Annotated in this window: 20 protein-coding genes; 6 read left to right on the top strand and 14 right to left on the bottom strand. The window is 57.0% G+C overall.

The window, feature by feature from the left end; genetic code table 11:
- Positions 1-69: 69 nt before the first annotated feature.
- The 5 genes from ACGY09_RS12765 to ACGY09_RS12785 form a co-directional block, all read right to left on the bottom strand.
- Positions 70-429 carry a hypothetical protein gene (locus ACGY09_RS12765; protein ID WP_373649863.1) on the bottom strand — a complete coding sequence of 120 codons (360 nt, stop codon included), beginning with the start codon at positions 427-429 and terminating at the stop codon, positions 70-72.
- Between the two features lie 133 nt (positions 430-562).
- Positions 563-1,303, bottom strand: a complete 741-nt coding sequence (locus tag ACGY09_RS12770; protein ID WP_397571801.1) for a hypothetical protein — start codon at positions 1,301-1,303, stop codon at positions 563-565.
- A 597-nt stretch (positions 1,304-1,900) separates the two neighbouring features.
- Positions 1,901-2,194: a hypothetical protein gene (locus tag ACGY09_RS12775; protein ID WP_397571802.1), complete on the bottom strand. Its 294-nt coding sequence runs from the start codon at positions 2,192-2,194 to the stop codon at positions 1,901-1,903.
- A gap of 1,405 nt (positions 2,195-3,599) precedes the next feature.
- Positions 3,600-4,697 (bottom strand): DUF1559 domain-containing protein, encoded by a 1,098-nt coding sequence (locus tag ACGY09_RS12780; protein ID WP_397571803.1) that lies wholly within the window; start codon positions 4,695-4,697, stop codon positions 3,600-3,602.
- 513 nt (positions 4,698-5,210) lie between these two features.
- Positions 5,211-5,879 carry a hypothetical protein gene (locus ACGY09_RS12785; RefSeq protein ID WP_397571804.1) on the bottom strand — a complete coding sequence of 223 codons (669 nt, stop codon included), beginning with the start codon at positions 5,877-5,879 and terminating at the stop codon, positions 5,211-5,213.
- 380 nt (positions 5,880-6,259) lie between these two features.
- Between ACGY09_RS12785 and ACGY09_RS12790 the strand changes: the two genes are divergently transcribed.
- From ACGY09_RS12790 to ACGY09_RS12800, 3 genes are all read left to right on the top strand, one after another.
- On the top strand, positions 6,260-7,300 hold the full coding sequence (locus ACGY09_RS12790; protein WP_397571805.1) for a DUF1559 domain-containing protein: 1,041 nt from the start codon (positions 6,260-6,262) through the stop codon (positions 7,298-7,300).
- A 141-nt stretch (positions 7,301-7,441) separates the two neighbouring features.
- Complete coding sequence (locus tag ACGY09_RS12795; RefSeq protein ID WP_397571806.1) at positions 7,442-7,822, top strand: hypothetical protein; 381 nt, start codon at positions 7,442-7,444, stop codon at positions 7,820-7,822.
- Between the two features lie 66 nt (positions 7,823-7,888).
- Positions 7,889-9,520: a hypothetical protein gene (locus tag ACGY09_RS12800; protein WP_397571807.1), complete on the top strand. Its 1,632-nt coding sequence runs from the start codon at positions 7,889-7,891 to the stop codon at positions 9,518-9,520.
- A 56-nt stretch (positions 9,521-9,576) separates the two neighbouring features.
- On the opposite strand, the gene hemP is transcribed toward ACGY09_RS12800, so the two are convergent.
- The 6 genes from hemP to ACGY09_RS12830 all read right to left on the bottom strand — a co-directional run bounded on the left by hemP (position 9,577) and on the right by ACGY09_RS12830 (position 16,084).
- Entirely contained in the window at positions 9,577-9,789 is a 213-nt protein-coding gene (gene hemP, locus ACGY09_RS12805; RefSeq protein WP_397571808.1) for a hemin uptake protein HemP, read from the bottom strand.
- 378 nt (positions 9,790-10,167) lie between these two features.
- Entirely contained in the window at positions 10,168-11,556 is a 1,389-nt protein-coding gene (locus ACGY09_RS12810; RefSeq protein ID WP_397571809.1) for a PQQ-binding-like beta-propeller repeat protein, read from the bottom strand.
- Between the two features lie 198 nt (positions 11,557-11,754).
- A complete protein-coding gene (locus ACGY09_RS12815; RefSeq protein WP_397571810.1) occupies positions 11,755-13,410 on the bottom strand; it encodes a hypothetical protein in 1,656 nt (551 codons plus the stop codon).
- Between the two features lie 89 nt (positions 13,411-13,499).
- Positions 13,500-14,261, bottom strand: a complete 762-nt coding sequence (locus ACGY09_RS12820; RefSeq protein WP_397571811.1) for a DUF3386 family protein — start codon at positions 14,259-14,261, stop codon at positions 13,500-13,502.
- A gap of 321 nt (positions 14,262-14,582) precedes the next feature.
- Positions 14,583-15,068: a hypothetical protein gene (locus tag ACGY09_RS12825; protein ID WP_373649852.1), complete on the bottom strand. Its 486-nt coding sequence runs from the start codon at positions 15,066-15,068 to the stop codon at positions 14,583-14,585.
- 128 nt (positions 15,069-15,196) lie between these two features.
- Entirely contained in the window at positions 15,197-16,084 is an 888-nt protein-coding gene (locus tag ACGY09_RS12830) for a DUF1559 domain-containing protein (RefSeq protein WP_373649851.1), read from the bottom strand.
- A 946-nt stretch (positions 16,085-17,030) separates the two neighbouring features.
- On the opposite strand from ACGY09_RS12830, the gene ACGY09_RS12835 reads away from it, so the two are divergent.
- The 3 genes from ACGY09_RS12835 to ACGY09_RS12845 all read left to right on the top strand — a co-directional run bounded on the left by ACGY09_RS12835 (position 17,031) and on the right by ACGY09_RS12845 (position 21,058).
- Positions 17,031-18,254, top strand: a complete 1,224-nt coding sequence (locus ACGY09_RS12835) for a class I SAM-dependent methyltransferase (protein ID WP_397571812.1) — start codon at positions 17,031-17,033, stop codon at positions 18,252-18,254.
- A gap of 445 nt (positions 18,255-18,699) precedes the next feature.
- On the top strand, positions 18,700-19,827 hold the full coding sequence (locus tag ACGY09_RS12840) for a prenyltransferase/squalene oxidase repeat-containing protein (RefSeq protein ID WP_373649849.1): 1,128 nt from the start codon (positions 18,700-18,702) through the stop codon (positions 19,825-19,827).
- Between the two features lie 172 nt (positions 19,828-19,999).
- The gene (locus ACGY09_RS12845; RefSeq protein WP_397571813.1) at positions 20,000-21,058 is read left to right on the top strand and encodes a DUF1559 domain-containing protein; all 1,059 of its coding nucleotides are present in this window, start codon (positions 20,000-20,002) and stop codon (positions 21,056-21,058) included.
- 167 nt (positions 21,059-21,225) lie between these two features.
- On the opposite strand, the gene ACGY09_RS12850 is transcribed toward ACGY09_RS12845, so the two are convergent.
- From ACGY09_RS12850 to ACGY09_RS12860, 3 genes are all read right to left on the bottom strand, one after another.
- On the bottom strand, positions 21,226-22,614 hold the full coding sequence (locus tag ACGY09_RS12850) for an alkaline phosphatase family protein (RefSeq protein ID WP_397571814.1): 1,389 nt from the start codon (positions 22,612-22,614) through the stop codon (positions 21,226-21,228).
- A 104-nt stretch (positions 22,615-22,718) separates the two neighbouring features.
- Positions 22,719-23,573 carry a molybdate ABC transporter substrate-binding protein gene (gene modA, locus ACGY09_RS12855; RefSeq protein ID WP_397571815.1) on the bottom strand — a complete coding sequence of 285 codons (855 nt, stop codon included), beginning with the start codon at positions 23,571-23,573 and terminating at the stop codon, positions 22,719-22,721.
- 14 nt (positions 23,574-23,587) lie between these two features.
- On the bottom strand, positions 23,588-24,643 hold the full coding sequence (locus tag ACGY09_RS12860; RefSeq protein WP_397571816.1) for a substrate-binding domain-containing protein: 1,056 nt from the start codon (positions 24,641-24,643) through the stop codon (positions 23,588-23,590).
- Positions 24,644-24,854: the final 211 nt, after the last annotated feature.

Raw genomic sequence — 24,854 nt, forward strand, 5'->3', positions numbered from 1 at the left:
GACCGAAGACCGTGGAAAGGCAAACACAATCCGGACCAATCCACGATTCAGGGGGGCAGAAGGACGGCATTATTCGCGGGCGGCAGAATCTGCTGATCGATTGAGCCGAATTGCCTCCTGTCGATAGCGTTCATTCACCTCCAGATCGAACGCTTCAACCGCAGCGAGGTCGGGAACCTGACGATATCGGGCATGACAACGGTAACAGACCATCCTGTCAGGCAGAATCGCATACAGAATCCAGTCAGCCAACCCAAAGGCCATCAGAATGATCATCGCGACGCCTGGCATCATGTAAGCAATGGCCACCGTGCTCATCACGATTCCCAGTCCGACGATCACGACGCCGAGTCGTTGATCAAAGTCTTTCTGCCTCCACAGGTCGCCACACCCGCAGACGACACAGTTCGCGAGGGCGTCACCTTTCATGTCCTGCTCATCAATCGGACGGACCCAGCTACAGTGATTGCACCGCACCTCGCGACTGGCCGATGTCACTTCCTCGCGAGACGACTGTAAACATTTCGGACAATCGAAATAGAGCTGCATCGGAAGACTCGAATTAGAAGGGAAGCCGAAGTTCTGCATACAGCAGCGCAGCGGACATTTCACCAATGAACGCCAGAATCACACCTGCGAAGAGAACTCCTGTCGCCGCCTGAGTGTTCCGGTAACGCAGAATCCGAATCGCCATGATTGCGATGACGAACGGACCCAGGATTCCCCCCAGCCAGCGGAGCGCGAACCACGTCCATTGCACGCCGCCGTGAAGGTTGTGCCCTGCATCCAGCCAGGCATATGTCGAAATCCCAAACCGTACTGCGATCGCCGCGGCAAGCCACCAGCAGAGTACATTGAGCGGAGTGATCGACATCGTGGGAGCGGTCAGGTACCAGTGCCCCAGCAACATGCCGGTCACGACTCCGCCGAGAACTCCCGCCGTGGCAAGACTCGACAGCAGATGAAAGCCACTCTCATTGAACCCCAGGGTGCTCACCCCGCCACGGGCCAGGATCAGACTTGTTAAGGACGAGAGCAAAACTCCCACCATCGCCACCGTGCCGGAAACTCGGCGACCCAACAGCCAGACAATGGAGCCGAAGTAGGCAAATCCCAGTGCTGTACCAGCAGCAATTCGAGCATTTCGCAGGAGTGGCCCCGCAAGACGCTCCCCTTCGGAACTCAACAGGGCTCCCAGCGTCAGGATTGCCAGCACGCTCAACCCCATCACGATCATCATCTGAATACGAAAGAACCCTGCTGTGACCTGGGCACGCGGCATCAGGCACCACATTAGACTCATTCCGACGATCAGCAATAGAGAAAACTCGGCGATCATCGCAGTATGCTACGCCCCCGAACCGGCAACGAAAAGGGTCACCGGCCCGCCGAGAAGATCAGTCTCGTTTTCTGGAAATTCCCCGAACCATAGGCCATTTCCCAGTCACGATTCGCTTCTGACGCGGCTCCCTCCAACGGAAATGCGCAAAGTGTGTGTGTGTGTGTGTGTGTGTGTGTGTTCCACCGCAACTTGCGTAGGGTATGAACGGACTTCCGGAATTGTCTGGGTAAGAAACCGATGGTGCAAGAAAGCGGCCTCCATGCCATGCTTTGGGGTAGAGAGCAGATCCATGGCATTAACGGCAAGGATGCCGACGATGAGCATGACAGCCCTCGTGGAACCGGCATCGTGCCGGTTCAGCTCCCCAGTCCGGTGAATTCCAAGGCCCCCCCTTCACGCGGGACCAACATAGTCCCAAAAACCGGCAGGATGCCGGTTCCACACGAAGCCCCGCTTTTGGCACGACGCGTTCTTGTTCCGAATTGTCAAAGATCAGTCAATCCATCGATCCGGTCTGCGGCTCTCAATATGCCGTTGTGTGCCGTGATCCCCACTCATTCAGCGTCTTCGCTCATCAACGCGTGAAGTGGCGGAAAAGGCCCTCAGCAGAAATCCCGTGGCCACCCTGGCCAGTCCCTCAAAAACACGTAACCCGTGATCGCGGTGAGACATGGGACTGGCCACCGACTGGCCAAGGGCTGGCCAGCCTGGCCAGTCCCCCCCCGCCCCCCGGCAGCACCCCGAATCGTCTTCCTGAGTGCCCCACAGCAGGCCCTGAACAGGGTTGAAAATCCCGTTGAAAGCTCCCGTCGCGGCAAACGTCCCCCGCTGCTCGAAACAACGCTTCGACACGGGTCGTCCCCGGCAATCTTGCAATCTCCCACGTCCCGATCGCACGCAGACACGTCGCCCTGTCGCAAGATTCGTGTCCCCCTGCCCCAGATCCCCAAGACCTCGCGCAATGATGGACGGTCTTCACCTTCACCACTTGAGTCTCGACGACGAGGTGCAGTGTCTGCCAGACGAACGACGCCTCGCTGGGCTTCGCCCTCATTCGCTGACCGAAATCGCTGACGAAAAAAGTTCTTCAATTTTGAATTCCCTCGCTCTGGTCTCGTCGCCATTCCACACAGGATTTGGAATGCGGGTAGTTTCAATCACCGACAGCAACCCGACGAGCCCAAACATCCAGACGTTTGGAAGAAGGGACACGTGCGGACAATGGACCCTCCCCGGCCTCTTTGCCGGCCTGAAAGGCGACCAGAACAGGATCTGCTGTGTCCCCCGGCCCCGAGCACACCGGATAGCCCCGGTTGCCGGGGCTTCGCGGCTACCGGGGCGGCGTCAGCCGCAAGAGGTTGCCCCCGCCGGCCCCACCCCCGAGCGAAACGTCTTTCTGCAGCATTCGGTCGTGTTGGGAAAAACCTCTTGTGCTGCGCACACCGGTAGCCCGGAAGACCGGTCAACCGGTGCAACCCGTTGGCCGGCGTCAGCCGCAAGAGGTTGTCCCAGCCGGACGCACCCCCGTGCGAAACGTCTTTCTGCAGCATTGGGTTATGTTGGGAAAAACCTCGTGTGCTTCGCACACCGGTAGCCCGGAAGACCGGTCAACCGGTGCAACCCGTTCGCAGGCGTCAGCCGCAAGAGGTTGCCCCCGCCGGACCCACCCCCGAGCGTATGAACTTGGATCTGCTGTGCCCCCCGGCCCCGAGCGCACCGCCTAGCGCCGGCCTGAAAGGCCACCAGAGATCAGCCCAGGGCAGAGCGCCGCGGCGAAGCCGCAAAGCGCCGCCCTGGGTTGGCGAATAGTTGCGTCTCCTCCGCCCTGTTAAGGGCACAACAACCATTCAAACGTCACGCCACCGAATCCCACAAACAAGACGTTCGGACTAAAAGACCCTGCTCCCGACACGCAGACAGGCCGCGAAAGAACGTGTCGCCCTTAACAGGGCTGGCAACAAATGATGCCCCTAACCCAGGGCGACGCTTGCGGCTTTGCCGCGGCGTTCTGCCCTGGGCTGGCTTGTGGATGCCTTTCAGGCATCAAAATCAAATGCTGAACCGCATTGAGTGCAACAGAAGATGGGATGTCCCCCTGCCGGTGCCTCGGGGACGACTTCCAGAAATTCCTCCGACAAAACTGCGCCATCGCTGCATAATCCTCCGGAAGTGCGGTCACACCCACTTGCGTATCGCGCCTGCACACCAGCGAGGACGTAGTTCGCAACAGTCTCCCATTCAGGCACGGTCAGCCTGCTTAGAACTCACCGGTCACCTCGCCTCCATTCCGACTGTGCAGACCGCGATGCAATGCTTCGTCGATGTTGTCGCTGACGAATCGGACCCCTCCGTCCCCCATCAGAAGATGGGCTCCCCCTGTGTGCATGCTGCGGGGACCGAAGAATCCCGTGAAGTGCGTGACAACGTCAGGAATGCGACTGTTGGGCGTGTTGTAGCCATTCGTGAGTGTGCTGAGTGCACCGGAATGCGCCCATGAGACACCTCGCCCTCGCATCGTCCCGTCCGCCGGTCCGCGCCAGGTGGTCATGCTCGGCCAGATGTCGTCGAGGTCGGGGTTGAAGATCATTCCCGCGCTATTCGTGAACACGGACCAGCTTCCGGAAGCGGCCAGCCCAGGCACGGGTTGCAGCGCCGAACTGACACCCGATGACCCATTCAATGTCAGACGATAATTGAAGGGGGGAAGTGTCCCCGGAGGAAGTGTCACGGTGGCTCCGACGCTGCGTATTGCTTCGCTCATCATTACGGTATTGGACACGCCATCCGTAATGCTCTGAAAACCGACGCTTGAGTTTTCATAGACAACACCGTCCGTCGGCCAGCGCAAGTCATAGTTGGTCCGTGTCGAACTGCCGTAACTGACCATGTAGTTCGTTCCTCCATAAACAAACCCGCCGTTTCCATGGGTCTGTGATGGTACAGGGTCACTGGGACACAACATCAGGGTGAGCGGCGTCGCGAATGCCGTCACGAATGCCGGATTCGGAACCAGCGCATTGAAGGGACCAGTAAATGCCGGCTGGCTGAAATCGAGTAGTGACTGCAGATTCGCCTGATCGAAATAAGGCAGCAGGCGTGCCTGTGGTGAAAATCCCTGCGAGCTGGATAGCTGGGCACTCGCCATCGGAAACATACGAAAACTGCTCTCGTAGTTATGCATGGCCAGCCCGAACTGCTTCAGATTATTTTTACATTGGGTCCGACGTGCCGCCTCGCGGGCCTGCTGAACGGCAGGCAGCAACAACGCGATCAGGACTGCAATGATGGCAATCACGACGAGAAGCTCGATAAGAGTGAACCCGCGAGCACGCCGGCCACTTTGAAAGCAAGTCATAATATTCTCCCGATCCAGCGAATAAGTTCGATGCAGGACATCGGTGCAAGTCGGCAGTTCTCTGTCAGGAAAAGACGAAGGTGTCAGCATTCCACCACTCAGCGCCACGACCCGGCGCCACCACGCGCATTCGTGCTCCACTGAGAAGAAATCAACTGTGAGGAAATCAACAGCCTTGGGTTATTCCTGACTGAGATACTTCTGACCGATATCCATGAATGACGTTCTGTTCGAAATGAATCGCTTTCTGCATCGAAATCGAGGTATTCCGCCTGAGTAGTGCCATCACACAGGGCGCAGGCATACTGAGTCGACACAGAAATCATTTCAGGCCGTTACGGTCCGGAATGGCACGCTCACGCAGGGGCTAAGACACACTTGTGGAGAGCGAATCGGCAGCCAGCCGTGAGCGCGCCATCTCAGACCGCTCGGGCGTCAGATTCCGTCTGAACAGATGCCAGGGGGCAGCGCGCATACCAGATCCACGAGACCGCCCGGCCATGAAATTCGACGTCACGCCAGACGGGGCGGAGGAACGGGGGGAGCAAGGCTCGCCGATTCAAACAGGACAGACTCGAACGCGAATCTTTCGACCGAACGCGGCACACCGGCGACTAACTCCACCGGGTGCGGCACGATGAAAATAGGGAGTCCCGCCAGCGTATGAGAGACCCCCTGGCACTGCTGAGCAAAGTGGCCGATGACCAGCTTATACCGTGACGATCGATTCACGGGCTGCCCAGCAGAAGGGCGTGGGTCCGCGGCACCAGGACTCGCTTCCGCAGTGGTCACCTCAACAGCGGGAGCGTTTGTGGAAGTGCTCGTGGCATCTGAGTCGGAATGGGCAAGTTCGCAGCACCCCTGTCGATCCGCCAACAGCTTCGCAGGAGGCTTCGGCGGATTGTCAGGTTGAGCGAAGGCTTTCACGCCATGCCGCTGACCCCATGCCTGTTTTTGTTCTGCTGTGAAACAGCAACACTGCTTCTTGCACTGGGCGGCTGTGCGACACGCGCATGGGCGATCCTGACAGGGGAAGGGCTCTGACAAGTCCTTGGAAAGAACACCTCGCCCGATCGAAAGGGGGAACGGGAGAAGCGCAGCAAGGAACACCGCGAGCAGCAACAGCGTTATCCACTGCTGCTTCGAGCATTCAAGTCGGAACTTGCTACAGAACCATCGCATCAGCGTTCGCCTTACCCGTCATTCACGGGCAGCGTGCTGGCCTGAACGAATCGCACTCCACACAAATGACGATAGCGAATTTGCAGAGAAATCACAGCCAAGCAACTGCAGTCGAAATCGGTTTTTCGCGAAACACTTTCACCTCCCGTTCTGCTCGCCCTCCCACATCGTATATGACGAATGTCGCAAACCAATTCCAGGCATTGCCATCCGACCCTCTACGGCATGCGAGACGTGTGAACTCGCGTTCTGCCCGAACGTTGCGACGTACCGATGAACGTCGTAGCCCGCTGGTTGACATTGGGCCTCTGCCATTTTACAACAAGAATGTCTTTTTCAAGACATTCCGCCTTTCACAACTCGATGACAGAGGATGCCCCATGCAAAGCCGTCTTTCTGCGAGACGTTCCGCCTTCACGCTGATCGAGTTGCTGGTGGTGATTGCCATCATTGCGGTGCTGATTGCCCTGTTGCTGCCTGCCGTCCAGCAGGCCCGCGAGGCCGCCCGCAGAACCCAGTGCCGAAACAACCTGAAGCAACTGGGCCTCGCGCTGCACAACTACGAATCCACGGCCAGTTGCCTTCCTCCGACTGCCGTTGTCGTCCGGTTGCCCAACAACACATTGTGGACCAGTTACCTGGGACCGCATGCACGCATCCTGCCGTTTATCGATCAGGGGAACACGTTCAACGCCATGAATGTGAACTCCTCCTACGGAGACACCTTTAACACAGCCGCTGTTGGGCGAGTCGCAAAGGGATTTCTCTGCCCGAGCGAACCGAACAGTCAGCCCCAGCAGCACGCCACGTTCGGCCCCATCGGTGGAGTTAACTATGGATTCAGCATGGGTGACTGGTATGTCTGGGGAGGCCCTGATGGTGGTCCACCCACGCGGTCTGCCTTCGGCGTCAATTTACGAAGACGATTCGCAGACATCACCGATGGACTCAGCAGTACGCTATTCATGTCCGAAGTGAAGAACTACACCCCCTATGTCCGTGACTGTGGTCCGCTTGCCAACATCAACACCCCAGACAACATCCCCGGACCTGACGCCGACCCGCAGACGGTCGCGCCCGAGTACCTGGCCGGGGGCTGCTCGTTCTTTCTGAATGCTCATTCGCAGTGGGCAGAAATGGCCGTGCATCACAACGGATTCACCACCGCCTGGCCGCCAAATAAAGTGACCCCCGGCGGACCTGGTAACGCTTATCCTGACGTTGACATTAACAGCCAGCGTGAACGGGTGGGGGGGCCGACCTATGCCGCAATCACTTCACGCAGCCACCACATCGGAGGTGTCCACTCACTGATGGGGGACGGTACCGTCCGATTTGTTTCGTCGTCTGTCGACGGGCGGATCTGGCGTGCGCTTGGCACAGTCGCGGGTTCAGAAGTCCTTTCAGGAGATTCTTACTGAGCCCGTCCGTCAGCCGAGAAGGCTCCAAATCAACTCACATCCCGATCGCTGTCATACCGACGGCGTTGCCCGTTTGTCTGAGCGTGGTGCGCGTTGTTGAGATCGTTGAATCCCCGCTCATCAAAACCATGGGACACCTCGATGCGCACGATTTTGATTTGTAGTGCTCTTGTCTGGTCGTGGGGGACGTGTGGCTGTCGTGATTCCGCCAGCCACCTCGTTGAGCAAGACCCGGAACTCGCCCGCCAGACATTGGAAACGGTTCTCCAGGCCTGGAAAGACGGAAAGACCGGGACCCTGGCCAAACGGAATCCCCCCATTCGATTTGTGGATGATGATCTGCTGGCGGGGAACCAGCTACTGGGATTTGAACTCGAAGACGAATCGATCCCCATTATTCCTTATCAAACCGTTCGCGTCGAACTTGAACTGCGGACACCCCAAGGGGAAGCCATCAGCAAAACGGTGCAGTACCAGGTCGGTATCGACCCAGGACTGACTGTGCTGCGGGGCGACGATTGAATGCCAGGACGATTCTGAAAGCGGAAGTGCGACTTGTCTCTGAGAAGCTGTTGAGGAGCTGCCACAATGAGAAGATTGTCGATCGTCGCCTGGATTGGCTTGCTAGCCTGTCTGGGACCATTACGAGCGCAGGAAGTCACCCGTGTGTCAAAAGCTTTCGATTTTGAATCGGATGCAGTAGCAGCACCCGCAGTGGGATTTTTGACTGCTGTGGGGGGCTGGTCCGTGACGATGGACGGAACGAATCGAGTTCTGGCGCAGACGGAGCAAAGCGCGGACTCCGCATTTAATCTTATCTTCCGACCGGAACTCCTTTTCGAAGATGTCGAACTGAGCGTCCGACTGAAGGGCGTAAAGGGGGTGGTCGATCAAGGTGGGGGACTTGTCTGGCGAGCGAAAAACGCCCAGACATACTACGTGGCCAGATACAATCCACTGGAAGACTCTTTCCGTCTCTACAAAGTCATCGACGGCAAGCGATCTCAGCTCGGCAGTGTCAAAGCCCCGGCAGATGATCGCTGGCATACGCTCCAGATCACAATGAAAGGTCAACAGATCGTCTGCCTGCTCGATGACCAGATTCGTCTGGAAGTCGAAGATGCCTCGATCCGAGGATTCGGACGAATCGGTCTGTGGTCGAAAGCGGATGCTCAGTCCTACTTCGATGATCTGAAAGCGAGCGGTGAAGCCATCGTCTTAAAGCCCGCCGAACCCCGGGGCGAAACGAAGAGGTTCGAAATCCGGGAAAACCGTCCCTACCTGGGAGGACACGAGATCGACTTATGGGGGATTCGCTGTGGTAACGCCTTCTACAGCGATGCGGTGACGGAACGGTATATTCGCAACTTCGATAACATGAACGCTCACGGCATCAACCTCGTCGGGGCCTACATTCAGGGAGTTAATGCGGGATTCCCTGACGGCAACGCCGGCCTGAATGGCTTCAGTCGACACGGAAAGCTGCTACCCGAGGTCGCCCGACGTATTGAATCGTTCGTTCGTGAAGCCGATGACAGGGGAATGGTCGTCATGATCGGCGTCATTGCCCCTCGCAAGGATCAGGACTTTCATGACGACAAAGCGATCCAGACCGCGATTGAAGAAACAGCTCGTTTTCTCAAAGAGAAGGGGCTGCGAAATGTCTTCGTCAACCTGTGCGACGAATTCAACCATCCCCTTACCGCCGACAAATTGCTGATCCGGGAACCGGACGGCCCTCAGAAAAAGGATCAGTTGACGGCCTGGTTCAAGGCGATTGCCAGCGACATCCCTGTCGGTGTGGGTCCTCACTGGAAATCGGGAACGTCAGACGAATACCCCACCATGGACGTGCGAATCATTCAGAAGGGGATGGCGATCCCGAAAGAAGGATTCGTGGTGAATGTCGAGCCGATCCGCGAGGACTACTACAACAACGACGGCCTGTTCAACAAAACCAACATCGACGCGGTCTATGCGAACTGTCGAAACTATCTCGACGCACCTCATGCCGTCTTCATGTTCCATTCTGGCTTCGTACAGGGGATCACCAATTTCAGCGGCACCGCCCCCCACGGCGAAATGGGTGGGTACGGGACAGGACCCAATGATCGCGGAATCCGGTTTTACTATGAGTGGGTGCGCGACAACGTAGGAAAGTGGAAGTATCCGCATCACGTTCCCGCGACCGAATTCTCGCTCGGAATTCCACCACGCTAGCCGAGGGACTGACAGAAAAACGGCCCCTGCAGCTCAGTCTCTGCAGGGGCCGTTTTTCACTTATTCAGGATCAGCTTGCCGTTCCGTGTTGTGCGTAAGCGATACATCTGACCTTCGTATTCAATCAACACCTCGCGACCAGCCCGACTCAAATCGGCATACCGATACCTGGGTGTCATCTGAGTGGACGGTGGAGTGCCCACCTCGGGCATTTCCCCACAAGGGAGATCGAACTCGGCACCTTCAGAGTTTTCCAGACTGGAGTTCATAGTTTGCAGACCACTTCTCGAATTTGCGTGCAACAGAAGGAATGCGACGACCGGATCATCAACTCAAAAAACTGCTGCTGCAGCCCGGAGATCTTCTCCGTTCACCTGCTCACTCTCCGATGACTGCATATCAGGTACCCGTCACAAATCTTTTTTTGATTCAGCACCACCAACTCATCTGATCTGTCAGCACGGAGAAATCTGATTCTGCCGAACGTGTTCAACGCCGTCCGGGGGCGCTCATCTCAATCTCCTCACAAACCCAGACGCGTCGACGGGATCCCACTCTGACTGACGCGCTCCGTCAAATTCTGATTTGCGATCTGATGAAACGGATACAGCTCTCGCGAGGTGTCCCCAATGCCTCGCTACGGATTCTCATTTCAAGCCGGTCTCACCCGCTGCAACGGCGACGTTGGTACCAATCCGGTACAGATGCGTTCCCAGGCGAATCACAAAGGCTCGGTCTACCGCTGCAACAGCATAAATGATGGGATCCATCTGCTCTCGAGAGCGAGGCTGAGCTTCCGCGCCACTTTCGCCGCCAGGTGCGGCTTCTTCCGCAGCTCTGCGAGGAGGGGCTTCTTCAGTCCATAATCGATTCGAAGCAACCTGTTCAAATTCCGGACCGGCCTTCACAACCGAAGTCACACCCTTCTTCGTGAAGAAGTAAATCAGATCACCGACAGCAACGGGTTGAGCCCAGCATGCACCGTCAATTCGTTCTGCGTAGCACTGTCGACCCGTGGCGGCCTCGAGGCAATAGAGCACACCGACACTGTTGACGTAGTAAACATACCCGCGATGCGCGAGGGGGCTCACGTAGCTGCAAAGTGCTTTTTCGGCCTTCCAAAGGACCTGATAGGGAGCATCGCCGCCGGGGGTAATTTTTACGCAGCAGTTCGAGGCGGCTGCCGCTTCACTCGCGCCGCCCCGAGCCTGTGACGCACCGACAAAGATCAGATCACCGACCGGCGTCGCAGAAGGGATTGTATTCCCATTAAGCCCGCTGCAGCTCCAAAGCTGTTTTCCCGTTCGCGCGTCATAGCCATCGACAGTTCCTCCCGAACTGACGATCACCTGAACCTGATCTCCAAACTGCGTGACGCAGGGAGAAGACCACGATGTACGCGATGTTCGTTCGGTCTTCCAGACTTCCTCGCCCGTCTGCTTGTTCAGAGCCAGCAGATAGGAAGGGCCAGTATGATCGACCAGCACAATCACCGCATTATCCATCTGCGTCAACGATGCCGCATAGCCGTGATTATTCTTGTAGGAACCGGCATCTTCAAAGAGAGACTTGTGCCACTGCGACGACCCGTCGTGTGAGATGGCATGCAGATCGCCACTTTCAAACAGCACATAGATACCGTTCGCATCAATCACGGGAGTCGGGGCGGCACGGCTGACCATCTCTGCATTTTTCAGCCGAACCGTGGCGGGGTACTCACGCTGCCAGAGAACGTCGCCAGACGCCATCTCAATCGCAACCAGGAAGCATTGCTCTTTGTCGTCTCCCTGAATGGATGTCAGATAAACAACATCCTTCCAGATAACGGGGGATGACTGTCCGTAACCGGGCAGCTCGATCTTCCACGCAATCCCTTCATCGGGCGACCAGGTGACAGGCAATCCTTGAGCTTCGATGGACGTATTTCCGCCATTGCGAAACTCTGTCCAAGCTTCTGTCGCATTTGCGCTGGCCATCGACAGCAGGCTGAGTCCCATGCACGTCGCCAGCGAATAAGTCATTGATTTGCGTTTCATACCTGTCACCGTTTCCCGAGATCGCCAGAACGACACCTTGATCAACATCTGCACTCAGACATGAATTCTTCTGTGATTTTGAGGAGTCACTGCACGTAGCGCCCAGACTTACCTGGTACCGCACGACGTCTTCGGGACGTCAGATGCGAGAAGATCCGTGCAGCGGCAGAATTAGCTGCCGCTGCTTCCCTCGGATCGTCAATCCCCAGAGGCACTCAGGGAAACCGGAATCGTTTCCAGTTCGATGATCTTCCCCGTCTTCATGTTCGCCCCTCCGACGATCAGCGCTTGCGTCGCGTTCAGCGGCAGCATGCGATGGAAGAAGCGTGGATGAGCTACTTTACCGGCATTCACCCATTTTGAACCGTCGTCTGACAGAATCTGAATACTGCCAGAGAAGGTCGTTACGCACAGCTTGTCAGCACAGAGGAACGCCGAAGAACCAAACCCGTCCATGTCTTCCCCATTCAGCTTGGGACCGGCCGCCCAGGCCTGAGTCTTGGGATCGTAGATCGCCGTTGCGGTCGTCGTGCCTCCTTTAGACTGCATTCCACCGACAGCCACCACTTTTCCCTGCCATTCACCCAGGGCTAGTGCTCGCCGCTGGAATGGTGGCTGAGGGAGTGACTTCCATTCCAACTGATCGGCTGACAGATCGACCGTGTACGCCGTGTCGTGCCATTTCGATTCGCCTTCGCCCTGAAGTTCCCAGCCACCGACAACGTAAAGGATGTTGCCAATAACGAGAGCATCGTGCGAGGAGCGTCCTTCGGGCAGGGAAGGGAGCGTTTCCCACTGGTTGGTCTTTGGATCGAATCGAGCAAAGTCGGACATCGACCACAGCGACTGCTTGTCGGCTTCGGCGTTGCGGGCTTCAAAGCCACCGATGCGATAGAACTTGCCACCATGGGCCACAGCGGCGAGGCCAGTTCGCTTTGGACCGGTCGAAGCAACTTCCCATTTCGAGGGATGAGACAGGTCGAGCTTCATCAAATTCGCCGACTGACCATCTTTGGAATAGTGATGAGGCTTACCAAAGTGCCCACCGTACACATACAGGGTGTTATCAATGATGGCGGCGCCGAAGCTGGTCACGCCGGGATCGAGTGGAGGCAGAGCGACGGACGGGGAAGCGGTTGAGCTCACCTTGTCTCCCGCATCAGCACGAGTCAGCGCCAGCGTGGTGTAGTGACGAACGGAGGTGTACGCCTTCCCTTCATGCTCACCCTTGATGGCTTCGCTGTGCTTCGCTCGGATGGAGTAGAGACCGGCCGATTTAAGGTCGAATTCGACGACACCCTTGGCATCAGTCGTGGATTCCAGTTTCTTTTCAATACCCGGACCGGTCACGGTGACAATCGAGCCTTCCAGTGGCTTACCCTGCCAGAGAACGGTGAGGACCGTCTTCTCGGATCCCGGACTCGGCACAATTTCAAACGGCAACACAGCCGCGTTGCCGACACCGCGCCACGACTTTGGATCGGAGGAGGGAAGCGACTTGGCGTGATATTTGAGGAGAAAGGTTTCGTCGCCTCGAGCCAGAATGCCATAGTTGTGACTGACGGTGAAGATAGAGTTCGATGACTCGGTTGCGTCTGCGACCAGGGAATCGGCATCCTTCGTCGTCTTCAGTTCGGTTGCTTTTCCGTCCTGGGAAACCTGCCAAAGCTTCAATGTGGCCAGCTTGTTCAGCAGATCGGGATCATCGGGCTCGACAGCTTCTGCAAAGTAAACGTGGACCTTGCCATCCTTGGCCTGGGATCCGGAAGCGATCCAGACGAAGTGTCCCCAGCTGGTCGCTGGAGCAGACACAACCATCAAAAGTAAACCCAGTACAAGTCTGCGAATTCTCATAGTGGCTCCTCAGCCGTGAAGTAAAACAAGAGGCATCGTTCGAGGTGACTTTTCGATTCAGGTGCGACAGGGCGATCCCCTGTCACGTACTACGGAGCGGCATTCGCCGTCGTTGAGAGCAATTCGTGGCCAGAGAGCTCCAACTGCTCAACCCGGCGTGATCCGTCATCTTTGCTGGTGGCCGCCAGCAACTTCGCCGGCAAATCGAGGTGCCCGACCCGAGCCCATTCGTTGTAGACCTGGCGACTCGTCTTGATCTGTCCGGTCACGGAATCCCAGGTTGTCACGCTGAAGTTTTTTGGCAGGTGTTTCCCTTCAGCGTTGCGGGCCACGTCCGCGACGCTAATGACGAAGCGAGTTTTCCCATTGAATCGATGCACTTCGGTCAGCAGATCGCCCTGCACGCGCCACAGACTCTTGTCGGACTCATCTGTCGACTTCAGCAACCGTCCCAATGGATGGCTTGTAACATCGTCCGCGAAGGCCACGGTCGTGATGGCGCCGTCATCGGAAAGGCGGTGACCCACAAGTGACTTGAGCGACGTTTCGACCCAGGCGAATCCCTCACCTGAGGGAAGCTCCAGAGAAATCGTCCCCTTGGAGCTGACGGTCACAGTCCCCTCAACGGCTTTTCCATCAGCCGCGGCACGGATTTTTGCTCGAAAGCCAGGAAAATCTTTCCAGACAACTCGCCCATTGTGAGCTTCTTCCATCAGGCTGACCGCAGTCGGTGCTGGCTGCGTGCCATCACCCCCGTGAGTCAACGAGGTCAGAAAGACCGCCAGCGCGACCAATCCAAAGCTCATCAGATCGATCCGCCACATCGCGGCCAAACGTCCATTCCTGCTCATGCTTCTACCTCGAGTCTACTTTTCACTTCGTCCCTGGCTCACGTGGCAAGGACCCTAAAACCAACTCCGATTCCTGCTCCCCCCAACGGCACCGTAGAGCCGTTCACAATGGGGCGACCAGCACGTTCTCATCGACTCCACCAGGGAAACTGTCTCGCGCGCCGTAAATCGGACTCTGATCCGGCGAGTCCGGCAATCGGCCTGTTTCCTCGCACGTCCCCCATCACCGCCCCAACGACATTCCAGTAATTTTCGACGAGTCGCAGGGGAATGATCTCACCTCGAACAGCCACCGACTGTCCGAGGTCAGGCGGTTGCAAACTAATGTTTTTGAGCCACTTCAGATTTTTTCAGCTCAAAGTCCAGCACGGGTTCGTCGAGCGAAACCGTGGCCACGAGGTTCGATTTCGTGTTGTATTCCGGGGGAATCACTTCTCGAGGAAGTACCGGTCGCCCCTTCCGAGCACGGACAGCTTCGGCATAAGCAACTTCATCGTCGATCTCGAAACCGGGGTCGATCACCGACTCGATCATGATCTTGTTCGTACCGACGACCGGTCCATTGTTTCGCTCAAACGAGTAGACCCCGTCGGTCACGAGGGCCACCGCAGCGGGGCCCTGAGTCCCCTCGATGGGAATAAAGTGGATCCGCCCTGATTCCAGTGGCTCGGTGCCGAACAAAACTTCGCCACTGATGGCGACTCGCTGCGGTCCTGGTGCTTGACCGCAACCGGCCAGACAGGCGGCAATCAGAGCACACGAGGCGGTACGCAGAAACCCAGAATGACCGAAGATGCGATGCTGCATTTCTGAAATCCAGAAAACGACCGGAGAGAAGAAAAAACGCAGGTGAAAACAGATTGCCGAACAGGTCGCACTCAGATGGGCGAGCCTGATTTGCAATCAACAACGAGGTCATGTGGGACGAAGTGAGCTTAAAACTCACCCACGGTCTCACCACCAGCACGCGTTGCCAGCTTGTCCAGCAAAGTGTGATCAATGTTTTCACTGACGTATCTCACCGAGCCATCGCACAGCAGCATGTTGACCACACCAATGTGCTCGCTGCGGAAGTTCGCCAGGCGATCGCTGTCATCAGCACGGGATTTCGGATTGAACGGACCTCGCGTCGTGAAGGCCGTTGCCAGCGGATAAGGCGATGACCAGTAGGTGAAGCCCCAACGAACCTGCCCGTTGCAGGGCCCCGAGGTGAAGAGATAGTCAGCAAAATTCCAGGCCGATTCTCCCGCCAGAAACGTACTTGAAGTTCCGTCGGTGATGTCCCGCATCGAGGTGCTGCCGCTGCCAGCGTTCACGATTGCCCCGTTGTGGGGAGCCCCTGATGCAACGGTGCCCCAGGGATCGCCACTGCCTGTCGAAACGGCGTACGTGCCAGGAGCACGATTGTTCGCGTCACAGCCACTGATCGGAACAGGGCGGCGGAACGGAGCAGACGGACACAAATAAGCCGTAATCTTCTGTGAAACGGCAATCAGGTTGGCGGGATCAGAGTTACCCAGGCTGAAGTCGTAACGCTGATACAAGTTCGCCTGGTCGATGTATGGAAGAATGCTCGCAAAGGCCCCCGAACGAGCATGAGCGGTGTCGATCGAACTTAGCGGGAAACGTGTGTTGGTGTCATGGTAGTTGTGGATCGCCAAACCAATCTGTTTCAGATTGTTGGAGCACTGTGTCCTGCGGGCGGCTTCACGAGCCTGCTGCACAGCGGGAAGCAAAAGTGCAATCAACACCGCGATGATGGCAATCACCACCAGTAGCTCAATCAACGTAAATGCAGACCGTGTCGAACGGGTACGCAACATTCCAGCTTCCTCAAACGGGTAGAACCAACTAGGCGAAAAAAATAAGTCTTCCGAGTCGTTGGCTGGCTACCATTCGGTGGCTGGCTATGGGGAACAGGCAATTCAAATCTGGGTCGTCACCGGGCTGACGTTCCTGCCAGAAGATCATTCTTCAGATGCGGCAAGCATCACTCGAAATCGTCCTCATCGTCCGTAAACAACCTCGAACCGTTCTGAGCACCAGCTGCGACCGGCCTTGCCACCAGTCGTTAACAGCTTTGGGAGCGAATCGGCTCTGAATTCATTCCGACAGGGGTCCTGACGACCTCCAGACTCGTCACCGTCTCAGCACACCACCTTCCGCTCCGGTTCCCGTCTGGGGGCGCGTGAGCTGAAGTTCAATGTACGGAATCCAGCACCCCGGTGGGGGTCGACGAGGATATTATTGACACTGAGTCTCAATGTCAAACGAAATCTTTTGCAGAACGGACATTTTGCTGAACCATGCCGGCTTGCCAGTTCCCCGAATACAACGGTGAGCAAAGGGCATCGGCCTCACAGAAACAGACATAACCAATTTGTTTTCAGAATGTTATCGCGTTGAATACTGCCGTCACGCTCCGCGATTGGCGTGGTGAGGTGATGAGAATGCCAGAGAACGGCAGCGAGTACCCCGTGCATTCCAAGCAGAAGTGCGTCCTGAATGGATGCATTCCCGACGTACTTATTCACACCGAAGTGACACGGTTCAATCGGGCCAGATAAATCTAGCCCCACTTGTACTCCTTTGCTAAAAAACCGCCGCCGGGACGCAGTCCCTGTGCACATCTGTTCTGAAAATGATTGATCCGCGGCCTGAAATACATGTCAGGGTCAGGACACGTCACACGATCAGAGTCCGCATTTACGCCGAAGGACCCGGGCCGGGGCGTGATTGCAGTAACCAGGCAGTCATCGAAAGGCAACCATGAAACTTCTGTCTACGTTGTTGCGGCGATTCGTGAAGAGCGGAACCCTGCGTGTCTATGACGCGGAAGGGAAGTTGCACACTTTTACCGGAACCCCGGCGGAACCGGTCGTGACCATGCGACTGCACAACAAGTCGCTCTACACAAAACTCTTTTTCAATCCGGAACTCTACGTCGGTGAAGCCTACATGGATGGCGAACTGACATTTGAAGAAGGTTCCCGGGTCTTCGACCTGCTGAACCTGTTTTCGAACAACCGTACGGGTCTGACCTCGCATCCCGTCCAATCCGTTTTGAGACACACCTGGCGTTCGCTACGTCGCTTCCATCAGCACAACCCCATCAGCAGGTCGCTGAAGAACGCCTCCCATCACTATGACCTGTCAGACGAGTTCTACCGCCTCTTCCTCGACGAAGACATGCAGTACACCTGCGCGTACTACCTCGACCCCAACGATACGCTTGAAGAGGCACAGCTCAACAAGAAACGACACGTCTGCGCAAAACTGCAGATCAAGGACGGGATGAAAATCGCCGAACTGGGTTGCGGCTGGGGGGGCCTTGCCCTGTACATGGCTCAGATTGCGGACGTGGAAGTCACCGCCGTGAATCTTTCCATCGAGCAAATTCGTGTGGCCCGCCAGCGAGCCGAGGCACTGGGAGTGGCGGACCGGGTCCACTTTGAGCACATGGACTACCGCCAGCTTCAAGGTAAGTACGATCGAGTGGTTTCCGTCGGCATGCTCGAACACGTCGGCGTCGGGCACTACGACGAATTCTTCCGTAAATTTCGCAGCCTGCTGAACGAGGACGGTCTTGGCCTTGTTCACAGCATCGGCCGGAACGCACCACCGGGAACGGTCAGCCCATTCGTGCGAAAGTACATTTTTCCGGGGGGTTACGCCCCGTCACTGTCCGAGATCTTCGCTCCTGCTGAGCGTCAGCGGATCTGGGTTGCCGACTGTGAAATTCTGCGGCTCCACTACTACTACACCCTGCGCGACTGGCGAGACCGGTTCATGGCGAACTGGGACAAGGCCGCCGCCATCTACGACGAACGCATGTGCCGTATGTGGGAGTTCTATCTGATCTCCGCACAACTCGCGTTTCTCACCGGCTCTGAAATGATCTTCCAATTAATCCTGGCAAACAAACGGGACGCCGTGCCAATCGTCCGCGACTACATCGTCGACAACGAACGAGCCGCGCGCAACACTGCCTGACAGAGTCCTGTAGAGACGTCATGAAACGAACGGGGGGGGAATCGGCATTGAGTGATGCCGATTCCCCTTTGCCATTTCACGGCTCAAATATCGTCCGCACGACGCCTGCCGTGAGAGTAATTTTCGGTTCCTCAATCGAGGACGGATTTCGCGATCAGCGCGTCAGCCCCGTATCGCAGGCAAACCTCATCTCGTCGCCCCTGGCCCCCTTCAAGAGGATGTTGCGAGCCTCGCCCATCGACCTCGGTCCGAGTACTCGGCGCCACTGCGGGCTTCGATGATTTTTTCCCCATCGCGAGGAAGTTTTCCCCACTTGAGCAACCCGTGCAGCCGCTGCGGCGACCTGTTCGAAAGGATTCAATTGAGTTGAAGAGTTTTCAGTATCTTGGCCCAAAATTCGCCATCGGTCCTTTCGTGCGACGAAACGCCTTTCAAAAGGACTGACATGAAACCGAATCGCCTTGTCTGTTTGCTCATCATCGCCCTGCTTGCTTCCGCCAGTCCCCCGCTCCGGGCCCAATCGGAGGACTCGAAGGCAGACGCCATGGATGTTGCGCGACAGAAGGCGATCAATTACCTGAAAACGGCCCAGGCCAGGGACGGAAGCTGGACGACACCCATGTCCCCCGCGATTTCGGGACTGGTGACCTATGCTCTGCTCGAATCGGGCGTAAAACCAGATACCCCCGAAATTGCGAAAGCGCTGCAGCATCTCCAAACATTCGTGCAGCCTGACGGCGGGATCTACTCGCCCAAGAGTCAGCACGCCAATTATGAAACATCGATTCTGGTGCTCGTGTTTCGCGCCACGAACCAGGGCGAAAAATACGACTCCGTGATTAAGAACGCGGACACCTTTCTCCGCAATCTGCAGTGGGATGACACTCAGCAAACCGAGAAAGCAGACCCCCGGTTTGGGGGAGCCGGTTATGGGGGGCCTAACAGCCGCCCGGACCTGTCGAACACAACCTTCTTTCTGGAAGCCCTGGAAGCTGCCGGAGCCAAACCCGACGATCCAGCCGTCCAGAATGCTCTCGTCTTCCTGTCTCGCTGTCAGAACCTCGAGTCCGAGCACAATACTCTGCCCGCAGCCTCAAAGGTGAATGACGGGGGATTCATCTACACCCCCGCCGCAGGCGGAAGCTCACCGGCGGGAACCACTGAGAACGGTGGATTGCGCTCTTACGGCAGCATGACCTACGCAGGTCTGAAAAGTATGGTCTATGCGGGCCTGACTCCTGAAGACAAACGAGTCAAAGCGGCACTAGAGTGGATCAAGAAGCATTACACGGTAGAAGAAAATCCGGGACTGGGCCAGCAGGGGAAGTTCTACTACTTCCACGTCTTCGCGAAAACGCTTGCCACCTTGAAACTGGATCGGTTGCAGGACGACCAGGGCGTGCAACACGACTGGAGGAATGAGCTCGCGAGCCACCTGATCGACATCCAGCAGGAAAACGGCGCCTGGCTGAATAAGAGCGACCGCTGGTTTGAAGGGAATCCCGACCTCGCCACCGCTTTCGCACTCTTGTCGCTCAGCTATTGCGAGCCGATCTCGACCCTTTCGAAGTAACGGGCCGAAAAACAGGAAATCGAGCCCCCTTGAACGGGGTCACTCGGCCCGCTGCCGAGCTTGCCCCTGTGGTCTGCCAGGGGACTCATCACAAACATTTCAGCATCACTGTCGTGAATGCTGAACGACGATTCTTCCGATTGCACATGATTAGTCTTGCCGGGATCCCCCCATGAAGCTGAAGTCGTCTCGAAAGATGGTCAAACCTGCAGGATTCACATTAATTGAGTTACTGGTTGTGATCGCGATTATCGCCGTTCTGATCGCCCTGTTGCTACCTGCCGTGCAGCAGGCTCGCGAAGCCGCCCGACGGACACAGTGCAAGAACAACCTGAAGCAGATTGGACTGGCACTCCACAACTACAGTGCCACCTTCGACACACTGCCTCCCAGCATGGCCATCAACCCGAGAGTCACTGCCAACGCATCCTGGTCTGTGCATGGCAGGTTGATGCCCTATATGGACCAGGCCAACTTTTTCAATCAGATCAACCTTCAGGAGAACTGGTCCAGCGCGACCAATGGACCTGTCGTTTCAGGTCGACGGGTTCCTGTCTACGCCTGCCCATCCGATCCTAAAAGTGATACCCCGCGACTAGCGTCAGGTGTCAGCCTGTACCCGACCAACTACGGCTTCAACTTCGGGACCTGGTTTGTCTTCAATCCCGCCACCGGAGCAGGGGGGCCAGGCCTTTTCTATCCCAACTCGCGCATCCGTCTGTCCGACATCACCGACGGAACGAGCAACACGCTGGCAACATCCGAAGTCAAGACGTGGCAGGCCTATACCCGTAATGCCGGCACGACAGAGATTCCTCCCATCCCCGCGACACCGGCAGAAGTTCTGTCGTATGTCGTCACAGGACTTCCTGACCGGGTCGATCCACCAACGGAGCACTCGGAATGGGCCAACGGGCACTCGCATCATAGCGGCTTCACAGCGACGATGACCCCGAACACGGCAGTGAAATGGGTCGTCGGCTCTACCATCAGCGGAGGGAACTACACCGTCAACGCGGGGACTTACGATTGTGACTTTGCGTCCCGTCAGGAAGGCTCAGACCTGGCTCGCGTCAGCTACTCGGCCGTGACCTCACGCAGCTACCACACCGGTACAGTCAACAGCCTTCTCGCGGACGGCTCCGTCCGCACGATCTCGCAGAATATCGATCTGGGGATCTGGCGAGCGATGGCCACTCGCGCAGGGGGCGAGGTCGTGGGCGAGTTCTAACCTGACGGCAAGTCAGGACTCCCACCCCGTCCCTCTCCGCACAACGAACGTTCGAACAATCGTACGAAGATACACGCGGCTCCGACCATGTCTGAAGGCTGGAACCGCGTGCGTCTTGTTCAATCGTGCGAAGGGAAAGCCCCCCGCCATGCCGGCGTCCACAGAGACTACTCGGCGGACTGAGCGGGTCCATCGAAGATTTCGTTCAGAACCCGTCCCTCGGCCGTTTCGAACGGGACGCTCAGCAATGTCGCAATCGTGGGTGCGACATCGCGGTTTTCAATCATTCCCAGAGACATTCCTTTTCGGATGCGGTGGCCGGAAGCGACAAACGTCGCATTCATTCGGGGATTCGTCGACAGAAAGCCGTGCATCCCCACGGTCGTTTCACTGTTGATGACGAACTCATCGCCCGTCGGCCTGATGTTGAACCCGAACCCATCCTTCGCCACGAGCACCAGATCGGCCATCTGCGGATGATCGCCAGGAAGGGGCAGGCCGAAACGAGGAAAATCATCCGGCGTCAGAATTTCGGCAATCTCGGGACGGTCGCGGAAGAGTTCAATCACCCTGGCTCGATCTTCCTCACGCCGATCCGGAACGGTGAGATAAACCATCCCGATCCCTCCTTCAGGATAGACATGAACGCGCGCCGTCACGGCCTGACCGTTTTCCACCGTCAAGAGGCCCGCCTGTCGCAAGACGACGTTGGGCAGAAGTGTTCTCGGCACCGGAATAAATCCATGATCCGAGACAATCAGAATGGTCGTTCGGTCCCGAATACCGGCGTCGTCAACGGCGGCGATGACATCCCCCACACAACTGTCAGCATAAGCAACAGCAGAGTACCCTGCGTTCGTCCGCGGGCCATACTGGTGGTGAACTGAATCGACATTCAATAAATGGAACAGAGTCAGTTGCGGCTTTCGTTCGCGAATCACGTGACAGACCGCCTCGGTCCACACACGATCGCGTGCCGGTGAGCTCAACTTTATGAAGCCTTCGATATCTTCATCCGTGACGACCCCTGCCTGCTTCATGCTGGCAATCAGTCGCGGCGTCGTGAATTGGAACGTGTCCGGCACGTCCGGAAAGTCGTCATCGATGGATGATGCATTCCGCGTGCAAGGCCAGTTGATCGCAGCAACCTTCATCCCGTGCTGATGAATGGCATCATAAACCGTGGGGACCTGGACCAGATCCAGCTTGTCTTTGCGAGGATTGACCTTGATCGGCAGTCCCAGCCCCGGTCGTTCAAGCACACCATTGAACAGCACGCCATGTCGCTCTGGCCAGACACCCGTCATCAGCGACGTGTGATTGGGCCAGGTCACAGCCGGATTCGCAACAACCATCCCCTCAGCAACCACCCCATTCGCCGCAAGCTTCCGAATGTTTGGCATCGGAGCGTTCTTGTCACCGAACAGATAAGCGGGCAGACCATCCACGCAGATGACGATCACGTGTCGGTCGTGAACCTCACCCGCGAGCCCGATTGGCGCCAGGATGGTCCACAGGATTCCGCACAGCAGCGTCAGACAAAGTGGTTTTTGCACTTCAGATTCCAAACGATTCGGGAACGAAATCGAGACTGCCTCGCACAGAGCTGCCAGTCCGCCGACGAGCCGGGCCAGTCTGACAGCAGTAGGAAATCGAGATCCTACGGAGCCACAGGACCATCCAGAGTCATCTCACCAGGATACGAGAATGCATACCGTTTCAGGATGTCCCGGCAAACGTCCGAGCCCAGGAACTTGAGGAACGCTTCACACGCCCCCCGTTCCTGAGTCGTACTCATGATGACCCCGCCCTGTTCCAGGGGCGGGTACGAATCCTTGGGGAATGGCCACTGTCGCCCCTTCTCCCGCAGCGCGTCGGCGATCGTCAAAGAGACGGCGATGATTCCGATATCGGCGGCACCCGATTCGACGAACTGAGCTGCCTGAGCAATATTCTCACCAAAGACGATTCGATCCTCGACCTCTTCATAGATATCGAAATGGTAGAGCGCAGCTTCGGCCGCTTTACCATAAGGGGCGTGCTGGGGATTGGCGATGGCGATCTTCTTGATGCTGGCACTTCGTAGCGAGGCAATCCCTTCCCGTTCCACATCGACGGGACAGTCATTACGGACCCACAACACGATCCGCCCCATCGCATAGACGATCAGGGACTCGGAAATCGCCAGCCCCTGGTCGATTAACTGCTGCGGGTAAGCGACGTCCGCTGAGAGGAAGACATCAAAGGGAGCCTTATTCAAAAGCTGCGAATAGAAGCTTCCCGACGAGCCATAGGTCGGTTTGACGGCGATTTCGGGATGAGCTTGCCGAAACTCGGTGATGATCTCTTCCAGTACATATTTCAGATCAGACGCGGCGGCAACACTGATCGTTACCTTCGGTTCGACGATCGCTGAATTTTGTACCGGGCGGGAATCGGTGAACTGATCGCAGCCGGTGAGCACCAGCAGCAGAAATGCTCCGATCACGGGCGCGCGAAACTGTTGTATCCTCATGCTTCCATATCTTTTCATTGGCAGACCTTGATCTCGCCCGTTTCACGCACGTCATACCCCGGCAGTTCGCCGATCATTTCGCGGTAGGCGGTTGAACGAACAACTTTAATAAAGGCTTTTATCCGTCGGTCATCGATGCTGCCGGCCCGAAAACAGACATCGAACGCCTCTTCCTGAAGAGGTAGAAAATCGAGGCCCGCTTCTGCGGAAGCGAGCTGAACACAAATTCCTGCGTCGGCCCAACCCGCTTTGACCGCTTCCACGACGCCCCGATGGTCCGAGGCCAGATGCCGCGGTGCTTTTCCGTTCTGAGTCAGACGATCATAGCACTGGCGGGCCCCCGAACCGGCCTCACGTCCGACCCACCGCAGCCTTGTTTTCAGCAGAGCTTCCACCGTTCGAGGCCTCGGCTCCGGACGGACAACTATCCCTTCCTGCCAGCGAGACAGCCGGATCGATTGAAAGCCGGTTCCCAGTGTCTCGTGGATCACATCAAAGTTTCGATCGGGCTCTTCCCGAGTCGAAAAGTGCAACCCCGCCAGATGGACCAAGCCATCCTGCAGCATCCTGATCGCCTGGCGACTCGAACGAGGCAGGACGATCAGACGCAAACCCGTCACGGCGGCGTACAAGCTCGCCAAGAGCCCCGCCGCAGGATCACAACACGCCATCACCAGCGTTTCACTCGCTTCATCCGTAGCGCTGTCTTCCGGCGACGGCCTAACGGATGACGCGATCATTGCCAGCATGGGCGAGGCACTGGCTGGATAGATGACCGTCCTTCCCGAGACATCCGCTCGCCAGCATCGCGTTGTCTCCGAGCCCCCCTTCCAGGCCCAGACCTCTGTCGGTTGTACCGCAGAAGAGCGAGCGAAGAGTTCCTCGACGGATGTCTTCAAAACAGCCGCCAGAGCCAGCGCCGACGCGACCGACGGAACCAGGCGATTTCCCTCGATGGCGGTCACGGCTGTACGGGAAATCCCCGCCTGATCAGCAAGCTGAGCTTGCGTCATATTCAGCTCTAAACGCCGCTGACGAACCTGATTTCGTGATTCCAGTGGGAAAGTCATAATCCTGACAGCATACGTCACGACCAAAACAGATAAAAGCACGCGTCAGCGGAAACCGACGGGTACTCCTTCGCCGATCCGAAGATCGAAACAAATGGAAACGAAGGCGCATTGAGATGAGTGATTATCTATCCGGGTGAGGGCCTGAGCCAAGCGAAAATCGGCGTGAGAACTCGCCGCGATATTTCTCACGCCAATGACGAAGGGTTGT

Source organism: Schlesneria sphaerica (assembly GCF_044336245.1).
Taxonomy (GTDB): Bacteria; Planctomycetota; Planctomycetia; order Planctomycetales; family Planctomycetaceae; genus Schlesneria; species Schlesneria sphaerica.